Origin of the sequence: Nocardioides ginsengisoli (genome assembly GCF_039537225.1) — a bacterium.
Taxonomy (GTDB): domain Bacteria; phylum Actinomycetota; class Actinomycetes; order Propionibacteriales; family Nocardioidaceae; genus Nocardioides; species Nocardioides ginsengisoli.
This window is the reverse complement of sequence record NZ_BAABAC010000004.1, coordinates 71,445-79,697: the sequence shown is the minus strand read 5'-3', so window position 1 is coordinate 79,697 and position 8,253 is coordinate 71,445. Positions and strand designations below refer to the sequence as shown.

The following is an 8,253-nucleotide window of genomic DNA, read 5'->3' as shown; positions in this document are numbered from 1 at the left end:
ACCACGGTGTCATGACGTGTCATGACACCGTGGTGGATACACGGACACCGAGTTACATGGGCGGGAGCGGTCTCAGCTCGCCGGGACCGAGGAGATGGTCGCGAAGTGCGGGCTCTCGCCGCCGGGCACGCCGCGCAGCCCGCGGCCGGGGGTGCGCAGGGTGATCCGCACGCGGTCGGAGCGGAACAGGTCGTGGGAGAACTCGAAGGGCGTGCCCGAGGTGTCGTACGTCGTCCGGGTGATCGAGACCAGCGGGTCGCCGACGGCGACCGCGAGCAGGGCCGCCTCCTCGTCGGTCGCGTGGACCACCTCGACGACCTCCTCGGCGTCGGCGATGGTGACGCCGTAGTCGTGCTCGATCAGCTCGTAGATCGAGCCGCCCAGCGGCTGCTCGAGCAGGCCGGGGAAGCGGTCGGCGGGCAGCCGGGCGTGGTCGAGCGAGAACGGCGTCCCGTCGGCCAGGCGCAGCCGTCGTACGTCGACGACCAGGTCGCCCTCGGCGAGCTGGAGCGCGCGCCGGGTGGCGGCGTCGGCCACGCCCATCCGGGTCGCGACGACGCGCGTGCCGGCGGAGTAGCCCTGGCGCGCGAGGTAGGCGGGCACGCCGACCACCTTGGTCAGGTCGTGCTCGACCTTGGCGTGGTTGATGAAGGTGCCGCCGCCGCGACCGGCGACCCGGCGGACGAGTCCGGCCTCCTCGAGCGCGGCGAGGACCTGGCGCAGCGTGGCCCGGCTGACGCCGTAGTGCTCGGAGAGCTCGCGCTCGCTGCCCAGCCGCGCGCCGGGCGGCAGCGTGCCGGCGCCGATGTCGGTCAGCATCCGGCGTCGGAGGTTCTCCGCGACTGCGTGCTCGTTGGCCATCGCGCTGCTCCTTCTCTGTCCGGTCCTTCATCGGTCGGCCCGATCCGCCGATTGGTCTGACCAGACGTCTGCCAACCTACCTCAGCGCGCCCGGCGCCGAGCTCAGATCTCCTCGAGCGCCTGCAGCGACTCGGGCAGCACCTGTCCGCCGTCGACGACGAGCGACTGCCCGGTGATGTACGACGCCTCCTCGGTCGCGAAGAAGAGCGCGGCGTTGCCGATGTCGGCCACTCCGCCGAGCCGCTTCTGCGGGACGCTCGCGGCCATCGCGGTGAGGTAGTCCTCGCCGAGCCCGTCGAGGCCCTCGGTGGCGATATTGCCCGGCAGCACCGCGTTGATCGTGATGCCGCGCGGCGCCAGCTCGAGCGCCGCCGTCCGCACGAACCCGAGCTGGGCGGCCTTGCTGGCGCCGTAGTGCGACCAGCCCGGGTAGCCGGTGTGCGGACCGGTGATCGAGGAGGTCACCACGATCCGGCCGCGCCCGCTCGCGGTCAGCGCGTCCAGGCAGGCCTGGACCGCGAACACGGTGCCGTTGAGGTTGGTCGCCATCACCGTGTCGAGGTCGGCCGGGGTCATCGCGTCGAGGCGCGCGGCCGGGAAGATGCCGGCGTTGGCGCACAGGACGTCGATCCCGCCGTGCCGCTCGACGGCGGTGGCGGCCATCCGGTCGCAGTCCTCGCGCGAGCTCACGTCGGCGATGAGGAACGTCGTGTCGCCGCCGATCTCGGCGCAGGCCTTGGCCAGCGACTCCTCGTCGCGCCCGGTGACGAGCACCCGGGCACCGGCCCGGGCGAAGACCGTGGCGATGCCGCGGCCGATGCCCTTGCTGCCTCCGGTGACGACGACGGAGCGTCCGGCGAGTGAGGTGAACATGGGGGTCTCCGATCCAGGGGGGTAGCGGTCAGCTCAGGGAGGCGCCGTCCGACGCGACATAGCGGCGCGCCAGCTCGACCGAGTCGGCGGTGTAGCCGGGCCCGAGATCCTGGCACTCCCGCGAGTGCGCGTGCGAGCCCATCCAGGCGACGAGCAGGAGCCGGCGCAGCATCACGAACGTCGGCAGCATCGCCTCGTGCTCGGCGGACAGCGCGGTCACCGAGCGGTAGCCGCGCAGCCAGGCGGCCTGCCAGTCGGGCAGCCGCGGGTCGTGCTCGATGAAGGACACGGCCGTGCCGAAGTCGTACATGAACCACGACAGGCCGCAGTCGTCGAAGTCGATCACGGTGACCTGGTCGCCCTCGACGAGCAGGTTGGCCAGGCGCAGGTCGGCGTGCACGAGGCCGAACCGGTCGGCCGCCGTGCCGTACGACGCCAGCCGCTCCCGCACGACCTCCACGGCCGCGCCGAGCGCGGCCTCCTCGACCGGCCCGACGCCGATGCCGTCCTGCCAGCGCCCCCAGCGGGGCGTGTCGCCGAGCGAGTGCTCCCAGTCCCAGCTGAACCGGTGGAAGCCGGCGGGTGGCGTCCAGGAGCGGGCGTGCTCGTGCATCCGCGCGGTGATCGCGCCGAGCGTCTCGAAGTCCGAGGTGCCCAGGGCGACGTCGTCCGGCTCGATCCCGGGCACGACGTGGAAGAGGACGGCGTGCCGCTCGGCGCCGTCGACGACGACCGTGGTGACCCGCTCGCCGTCGCTGTTGGGCACCGCCTCCGACGTCGCGACGCCGGACTCCTCGCGCAGGGCGGTGAGCCAGGTCAGCTCGCTCTCGATGTCGGAGCGCGAGTGGTAGCCCACCCGGTGCACGCGCAGGATCGCGCTCCGGTCGCCGTCCTCGACGAGGAAGGTGGCGTTCTCGGACAGGTTGATCATCCGCAGCGTGTGCCCCGGGCCGAAGCCGTAGCGGGGCAGCGCCTGCTCGGCGACGAGCGTGTCGACGGTCGCCGTGGTCATCCGTGCTCCCGCCCCTCGATCGACTCCAGCACCTTGGTGATCCGGTCCCGCGCCACCTCGACGTCCTCGGTGGTGCCGCTCAGGTAGAGCCGGCCCGCCGCGCCGATGAACTGCACGTCGACCATGGTGATGCCGGGCGCGGCGCGCTCGGCCTCGTTGGCCGCGACGGCGGCGAACAGCGCGGGAGCCATCTCGTAGACGAGGAGGGACTGTCCCGGCATGATCATCGACCCCGAACGGTTGCGGTTGAGGATCACCGCGTGCTGATCGGTGATGCTCTCGATGATGTCGTGGTAGAGCACACGCGGCCGCAGCTGGTCGCTGGCCGAGCTGCCGGTGCCGTCGAGGACGGCCTGGCCGGCGGCGACGACGTCCTCCAGCGACGAGGCGTGCAGCTCGAGGACGCCGAACTGCCGCTCCACGAAGAGGATGCCGGGCTCGACCGACGGCGCCGCCCGCAGCGCCAGGTCGATCACGCGCTCGATCGCGAGCGCCGGGGCGACCTCGATGATGAGCGCGTGGTCGCCGGCGTACGGCGGGTAGCCCCGGGCGCGCGTGGGCGTGCCCAGGTAGGCGGCGAACTGCTGCTGCAGGTCCTCGACCATCAGATAGACCCGCAGCTCCGTGCGGGCGTCGGTGGCGGCCATCGGACCTCCTCTTCTCGTGGCGTGACTGGTGAGCGGGGTGGGGGAGTGCGGCTACTTCGCGCTGACGTCGAAGTGGTTGCCGAGCTCGGCGTGCGGCCGCGGGATGACGTGGACGCTGACGAGCTCGCCGACCTGCGACGCGGTCTCCGCGCCGGCCTCGGTCGCGGCCTTGACCGCGCCGACCTCGCCCGCGATGACGACGGCGACGAGCCCGTCGCCGACCTCCTGGCGGTCGGTGATGGTGACATTGGCGGCCTTGACCATGGCGTCCGCGGCGGCGAGCGCGGCGACGAAGCCCTTGGTCTCGATCATGCCGATGGCGGTGCTGGACATGTGGTGCTCCTTGGCTGGTGCGATGGGTTGTGCGGTGGTGGTGCGTGCGTTGGCGGGGCCGGTGGCGCCCGACATCTGGGGTCAGCCCGTGGGCTGGGAGTCGATCGAGCCGATGACGAGCGCGTCGACGGGCGGCGGGGTGCCGGGGAACCAGGCGGCGGCGACCGAGCCCTGGGCGACCAGGACGGTCTCCCCGACGCCGCTGCCCAGGACGTCGAAGGCGACCAGGCGGCTGCCGCCGCCCCCTGAGCTGTCCTCGACCTCGACCTCGAGGAAGGCGCCGTTGGGCAGGCCGTCGATCCTCTTGGTGGACCAGACGTTTCCGGTCACGACTGCTCTCAGCATCAGCGCTCCTTCTCGATGGGAACCCCCAGCGCGCGAGCCCGCTCGCGCGCCAGGGGAGTCAGTACGGCCCGGCGGCCGAGGATCAGCCGGCGGCCCGCCTCGGCGGCGTCCTTGACCTGCCGCTCGGTGACCGCGCCGGTGTCGATCCGCTGGGCGGGCCGGTCCTGCGGCGTCGCCGCCGTCGTCCCGCCCTCCAGGCGGAACCGCAGCCGGCCGGCCTTGAGGTCCTGCCGGTTCTTGGGGTTCTCGAACAGCGCGAGCAGGTGCCGCGCGAACCGGTCGAGGTCGGCGTCGTCGGCGATCCGGACCGCCTCCAGCCGCTCCCGCAGCTGCGGCGGCGTCACGTGCTCGGCGCCTGCGACGCCGGCGGGAGGGGCCGGCGCCGCGGCGACCGGGGGCGGTGCGACCGGGGACGCGGCGACCGGCGGCGCGGACGCGGTCGACCCGACGAGGTCGGCGACGACCTCGCGGACGATCTCGCGCACCTGGTCTGCGATCACCGCGCGCAGGTCGAGGGAGGCGGTCACGTCAGTCCTCGGAGCGCTTCCTCGGCGGCCTCGGCGGCCTGCCGCACGTCGGACTCCTTGCCGGCCAGGTAGACCCGGCCGGTGGCGCCGATCATCCGGTAGTCGACGACCTTGATGTCGGCGGCCTTCTCGGCCTCGTTCGTCGCCACGATCGCGTACGACGCCGGCTGCACCTCGAGCACGTACATCGACTCGCCCGGCAGCACCATCGACCCGATCTTGTTGCGGTTGATGAGGAAGGCGTGCTGGTGGTCGATCGAGCTGATGATCTTGCTCGCCAGGATCGTCGGACGCACTGCGCTGCCGGCGTCGGCGTCGAGCGCGTCGAGCACGCCCTCGGCCGCGGCCTTCACCGCACCGGTCTCGCCGTGGAACTCGAGATAGCCGAACTGCCGCTCGACCACGAGGATGCCGGCTGCCACCTCGGCGTACTTGAGGGCGACGTCGGTGATCGCCTCGATGTCGAGACCGGGCGCCACCTCGATGATCTGGGCGGCCATGTGGGCCCGCGGGAGGGTGCCCTTGATCCACGTGCCGAGGTAGCACATGGTCTGCGGCTGCAGCCGGTCGAGGAAGATGAAGGAACGCAGTTCAGCCATGGGTCAGCCCTTGATGAGGTGGGAGAGTTCTTCGACGACGAGGCGCCGTATCTGCTCGCGGAAGGCCGCGTCGTCGCCCGCTCCGGCGCCGTTGGCGCGGGCGCCGATCCGGTCGACGAGCGCGTCGACCCGGGCGGGTGCGGGCACGGGGGCGCGGTCGTCGTTCGACGCCAGCGGGTACGCCGGGACCGGCGCGCGGTGCTCGGGCCAGGGGCTCAGCCCGGCGTAGGCCGGCATCGCCTCGGCGGGATCGCTGCTGTAGGCGATCCGGGTCCAGTTCACGAGGTGCTTCGGCTGGAGGTTCTCGCCGAGGGCGCTGCGGCCGACGAAGCCGGTGCCGATGGTCATGGTGGGCGCCAGGTGGGTGTCGAGGCCGGAGCTGCCCGTGCTGTTGCCGACGTTGACCGAGACGCGCAGCACCGGGACCTCGGCGGCGTACCGGAGGACGGTCGCGGGGTCGGCCGAGTGGATGGCCGCACTGTGTCCGGCGCCGGCGATCCGCACGACCGCCCGGGCCGTGGCGATGCCGGTCGCGGCGTCGGGGACCCGGATCATGCCGAGCACCGGCGACAGCTTCTCGTGCGTCAGCGGCTCCTCCGGCACGGCCGTGGCGAAGGGCGCGACGAGCACCTTCGTCCGCGGACCGACGCGGATGCCGGCCTGCTGGGCGATCCACGACGCGTCCTTGCCGACGACGTCGACGTTGAGCCGACCGATCGGGAACATGAAGTCGCGCAGCCGCTGGGCGTCGTCCGCCGAGAGCACGGCCGCGCCGGCCCGCTCCATCTCCCGGACCAGCCGGTCGGCGATGGAGTCCTCGACGATGAGCACCGACTCGTTGGTGCAGAGCACCGAGTTGTCGAACGCCTTGCTCTCGACCAGGCGCTGCGCCGCCGCCCGCGGGTCGGCGGTCGCGTCGACGAGCACGGGGACGTTGCCGGGACCGACGCCGATCGCCGGGTTGCCGGAGCTGTAGGCCGAGCGCACCACGCCGGTGCCGCCGGTCGCGAGGATGACGTTCGTCCGCGCGTCGCCCATCAGCGCCTCGACGAGCGGGATCGTCGGCTCGGCGACGCACTGGACGATGCCGTCCGGGGCGCCGGCCTCGACCGCGGCCGCGGCGAGCAGCCGGGCCGCGTCGTGGCAGCACTCCTTGGCCATCGGGTGCGGGCTGACGACCACGGCGTTGCGGGTCATCAGGCTCAGGATCACCTTGAAGAAGACGGTCGCGACGGGGTTCGTCGACGGCGTCAGGGCCAGCACGACGCCGGCAGGCCGGGGCACCTCGACGATCTTGTCGTCGATCCGGACGCGCGGCGTCACGAAGTCCTGGCCGGCGTAGGTGTCGAGCAGGCCGCGCGAGCAGGCCTGGTTCTTGCGCACCTTGTGCTCGACGACGCCGAAGCCGGTCTCGCGCACGGCCCACTCGGCGTACTTCTCGGCGTGGGCGTGGGCGACGTCGGCGACCGCGCGGACGATCCGCTCGACGTCGCTCTGTGAGTACGACGCGAACGCGCGCGCGGCCCACCGGGCTCGCTCGAGCATGTGTCCGGCCTGCGCCGGTGCGGTGACGGGACGGTTCGGCTGGTCAGCCATCAGCTTGCCCTCCGGCGCGACAGAGCGGGGTCGGCGGCCGCGCGACCGATCGCCAGCGCGGTGCGGTCGAGGAGCTCCTCGACGAGGTCCGGGGTCATCAGGATCCCCGGCTTGTACTGCAGGACGCGGGGGTCGAGCGTGGAGAAGATCGCCCAGACGCCGAGCTCGTAGAGCTGCCGCATGACGTACTTCGCGCCCTCGGGGTGGGCGAACTCGAGGCCGAGCACGACGCCGTTCTGGCGGATCCCGACGAACCAGTCGGGGTACTGGGCCTGGACCTGCCGGAGACCCGAGCCGACCAGGTCGGCGATGTAGTGCACCATCGAGCGCACCTCGGGACGGCGGCTGATCTCGAGCGTCTTCAAGGCCGCGACGCAGCCGAGCTCGGCGCCGCCGAAGGTGGAGATGTGGCCGAAGCCGTCCTCCCGCAGCCAGGCGCCCGCCCGCTCGCTGAGCAGGACGGCTGCGATCGGGTAGATGCCGCCGGACAGGCCCTTGCCGCTGACCAGGATGTCCGGCTGGATGCCGTGCTTGGTGATGCCCCAGAGCTCGCCGGTGCGCATCAGGCCGGTCTGCACCTCGTCGGCGATGTAGAGCGCGTCGTACTTCTCGCAGAGCGCCTTGACCGCCTCGAGGTAGCCGGGGTTCGGCAGCGGGAAGCCGTAGGTGGCGGGGATCGTCTCCATGATCACGGCTGCGACGTCGCGGCCCTTGAGCGCCTGCTCCATCGCGTCGAGATCGTTGAACGGCACCTGCGGGAACTCCTCGGGCCGGTCGGCGAGGAAGAGCTTGGAGAAGCGGTCGTCGCCGGTGGCGACGGCGAGGCCGGTGTGTCCGTGGTAGGCCTTCACGATCGAGACGATCTTGCGCTTCTGCATGGCGTGGCGCGCGCTCTTCAGCGCGATGTCGATGGCCTCGCCGCCGCCGGACGCGTAGGCGACCTTGGTCAGCCCCGCCGGCGCGGACTCGACGAGCGCCTCGGCGAGCGCGGTGCGGCCGAGCGAGGGGAAGTGGTGGTTGCCGACGTCGAAGCGGTCCATCGCCCGCTTCACCGCGCCGACCACCTCGGGGTTGCGGTGGCCCAGGTTGTAGGTGCCGCCGTTGAGGTGGACGTCGATCAGCCGGCGGCCGTCCATGTCCCAGAGCAGGTAGCCCTCGCGGCGGTCGATCACCAGGTCGATCCCGCTGTCGGACCAGAACCTCGTCTTGTCCGGGTTCCAGTAGTGCGCCGACTTCTCGAGCATCTCTGCCTTCGAGTCGAAGCTGAACGCGTCGTAGTCGTGCATCGCCATCCCTTGGTGTCGGTGGCCACGTCCGTGGTCACCGGAAGCCGTGTGCTGAGGATCCTGTTTGGTCAGACCGAAAAAGTCAATGGTCTGGCATTGAGAAATATTGTCTGACCCAAAACCTTGATTTGGTCTGTTCGGTAGTGCCACCATGCCGAGGCTGGTGTGAGCCAG

The 8,253-nt window shown here is 71.8% G+C and carries 10 protein-coding genes; all 10 read right to left on the bottom strand.

The window, feature by feature from the left end; genetic code table 11:
- Nucleotides 1–72: 72 nt before the first annotated feature.
- Nucleotides 73–861: a GntR family transcriptional regulator gene (locus tag AB4880_RS01585; RefSeq protein ID WP_367917444.1), complete on the bottom strand. Its 789-nt coding sequence runs from the start codon at nt 859–861 to the stop codon at nt 73–75.
- Between the two features lie 102 nt (nt 862–963).
- Entirely contained in the window at nt 964–1,734 is a 771-nt protein-coding gene (gene fabG, locus AB4880_RS01580) for a 3-oxoacyl-ACP reductase FabG (protein ID WP_367917443.1), read from the bottom strand.
- A gap of 28 nt (nt 1,735–1,762) precedes the next feature.
- Nucleotides 1,763–2,746: a phosphotransferase enzyme family protein gene (locus tag AB4880_RS01575; protein ID WP_367917442.1), complete on the bottom strand. Its 984-nt coding sequence runs from the start codon at nt 2,744–2,746 to the stop codon at nt 1,763–1,765.
- The gene (locus AB4880_RS01570; protein WP_367917441.1) at nt 2,743–3,393 is read right to left on the bottom strand and encodes a microcompartment protein; all 651 of its coding nucleotides are present in this window, start codon (nt 3,391–3,393) and stop codon (nt 2,743–2,745) included. Before AB4880_RS01570 ends, AB4880_RS01575 begins: the two co-directional genes overlap by 4 nt.
- Before the next feature lie 51 nt (nt 3,394–3,444).
- The gene (locus AB4880_RS01565; RefSeq protein ID WP_141800723.1) at nt 3,445–3,726 is read right to left on the bottom strand and encodes a BMC domain-containing protein; all 282 of its coding nucleotides are present in this window, start codon (nt 3,724–3,726) and stop codon (nt 3,445–3,447) included.
- Between the two features lie 81 nt (nt 3,727–3,807).
- Entirely contained in the window at nt 3,808–4,071 is a 264-nt protein-coding gene (locus tag AB4880_RS01560) for a EutN/CcmL family microcompartment protein (RefSeq protein WP_367917440.1), read from the bottom strand.
- A complete protein-coding gene (locus AB4880_RS01555; protein WP_367917439.1) occupies nt 4,071–4,598 on the bottom strand; it encodes a hypothetical protein in 528 nt (175 codons plus the stop codon). Before AB4880_RS01555 ends, AB4880_RS01560 begins: the two co-directional genes overlap by 1 nt.
- Nucleotides 4,595–5,197 (bottom strand): BMC domain-containing protein, encoded by a 603-nt coding sequence (locus AB4880_RS01550; RefSeq protein ID WP_367917438.1) that lies wholly within the window; start codon nt 5,195–5,197, stop codon nt 4,595–4,597. Before AB4880_RS01550 ends, AB4880_RS01555 begins: the two co-directional genes overlap by 4 nt.
- A 3-nt stretch (nt 5,198–5,200) precedes the next feature.
- Entirely contained in the window at nt 5,201–6,793 is a 1,593-nt protein-coding gene (locus AB4880_RS01545) for an aldehyde dehydrogenase family protein (RefSeq protein ID WP_367917437.1), read from the bottom strand.
- Nucleotides 6,793–8,079 carry a class-III pyridoxal-phosphate-dependent aminotransferase gene (locus AB4880_RS01540; protein WP_367917436.1) on the bottom strand — a complete coding sequence of 429 codons (1,287 nt, stop codon included), beginning with the start codon at nt 8,077–8,079 and terminating at the stop codon, nt 6,793–6,795. The genes AB4880_RS01545 and AB4880_RS01540 overlap by 1 nt, the downstream gene beginning before the upstream one ends.
- Between the last annotated feature and the right edge of the window lie 174 nt (nt 8,080–8,253).